This window comes from Vibrio sp. 2033, from assembly GCF_033339735.1.
Genome location: NZ_JAWOVC010000214.1, coordinates 1 through 840 on the forward strand (window position 1 = coordinate 1; position 840 = coordinate 840).

Consider the following 840-nt stretch of genomic DNA (forward strand, 5'->3'; position numbering starts at 1 on the left):
ATCTGAAAGCGCAGTATCGGTAATCTCATAACGCGGCAGCAGCACTGGCGATAAGCGTTTGCGCATCATGTTCAGTAGCTCGGTTTTTGGATCGTCCGTTTTGTAAACAACGCTGGTCGGTTGATTAAAAGGCTTCACGTTACGTTGCAAAAAGTCACTAAGCTGAGGGCTTTGATCTTGATACCAGCTCGATTGAAGCTGGTGGCGCATATCCGCAGGCAACAAGGTAACAAAGTTACTCTCGCCTTCAAGACGTAAGAAGTCCATGAACATACGCGTCATCAACTGGTGACCAAAGTTACCGTATACGTCAAACCCTGCTACCAATAGGTAGTGAATACGCTCTAGCAAAGCGTAATCTAAGATCCAGACTGTTTTTGGCTGCTCGCCAACCAACCCTTGAACTACAGATGCACTGTCGAAATGACGGAATACTGTTAATGCTGCATTTGGGTTGGTACCGTTACCGTCCCAAATGACGTCAGTCGATAGGTTTTCGCCATGCTTAAACCAATTGTTCGTGAACTCAGATTTCGCCTCAAGATAACGCGCTTGTTGGCGTGCGTACTTAACCCAGTTTGTGACTGGAAGCGTATTACTTTCTTGTTCGGCTGGCAGTTTTAAGTTATCTGCTTGTGAACGGTAGAACTCGTTAACCTCAGGAATGTCAGCTTTGTCTGGGTCTAAGAAGAATACCCAGAAGCGATCATTGATGACGTTAAGTGCAAGCTGACCACGACAAACAGGGCCTTTGATATACGCCATTATGGTGTTTTGCGCGTTATCAAGCATGAATTTGAAGCGAGACTTCACTGGCATATCAATGAATGCCGTCATCGG

General features: G+C 46.0%; 1 protein-coding gene. It reads right to left on the reverse strand.

What is annotated here, in order from left to right; all coding sequences use genetic code 11:
* The coding region (locus R7P74_RS25650) for a fatty acid cis/trans isomerase (RefSeq protein ID WP_318123462.1) at positions 1–840 on the reverse strand (840 nt) is incomplete at both ends.